We start from the raw sequence: 881 nt of genomic DNA, 5'->3' as shown, positions 1-881 counted from the left end.
ACCCAAAACCCCTTCTTTCGAAAAATCAAAATCGTTTGACCCAAGCTCGGCAGAACTTCCTGATTGCCTACCGAGACCAACTTGGGATTCTTGGGTGCAATACCGCAAGAAAATCAACAAGCCGATTAAATCCCAGCAAACAGTGATTCACGCTATCAAGCTGCTAGGCAAGTGCCGAGAAAATGGGCATCAGCCAGAAGAAATTATTAACGCCAGTATCACCAATGGTTCGCAAGGACTCTTCGAGCCTAATCAACCCGGAAGAACTCAGCAGGCAAAATCCCACTCTGTCACAGATAGCTTTGCTGACAAAAGGACTATGGGGAACCGCAGCTACCTGATTGGGGGAGGGAGTGTCTATCGAGGGGGCTATGAACTACAGGGCAGAAATTACTACCGTGCGTCAAAAATTGGCATACCTGAATGCGCCACCCAAGCCACTGGAACACACGGTTTACGAGGAGAAGGAGGCCATCTGTGACAGGCACGGCTTATTCAAACAACGTTGTCGCAGGATGGCAGTTCACGGCAAAGGAATTGAAACAAGAAGCGAATGCCCTGCTTGCCTGACCGAAAAATTAATCCAGTTGGAGCAAGCCGAAGCAGAGCAGGAAAAACACCGCAAGCGCTCAAAAATTAAAACGCTTATGGATAACCTGAACCTGTCGGAACGCTTTGCCGATGTCACCTTGGATAACTACGAGCCAGTAAATCCTGATGCGGCAGGTTGCTTAAAATTCTGCAATGCCTATGGCTACCCATTGGCCTGAACGCCTTAAGCGTGGTGGCGGTTTGGTGATGTGTGGTAAGCCCGGTACAGGCAAGAATCATCTGGCACTGTCGATTGCCAAGCACGTTATCAACGAGCACCAAAATTCAGC

At 49.0% G+C, this 881-nt stretch carries 2 protein-coding genes; both read left to right on the top strand.

What is annotated here, in order from left to right; translation table 11 throughout:
* The first annotated feature begins 182 nt into the window (after positions 1-182).
* Complete coding sequence (locus ARSQ2_RS11675) at positions 183-341, top strand: hypothetical protein (RefSeq protein WP_181995385.1); 159 nt, start codon at positions 183-185, stop codon at positions 339-341.
* 30 nt (positions 342-371) lie between these two features.
* Positions 372-770: a multidrug DMT transporter permease gene (locus ARSQ2_RS11670; protein WP_181995384.1), complete on the top strand. Its 399-nt coding sequence runs from the start codon at positions 372-374 to the stop codon at positions 768-770.
* Positions 771-881: the final 111 nt, after the last annotated feature.

It is taken from the genome of Arsenophonus endosymbiont of Bemisia tabaci Q2 (genome assembly GCF_902713415.1).
Taxonomy (GTDB): Bacteria; Pseudomonadota; Gammaproteobacteria; order Enterobacterales; family Enterobacteriaceae; genus Arsenophonus.
This window is presented reverse-complemented; position numbering and strand designations above follow the sequence as displayed.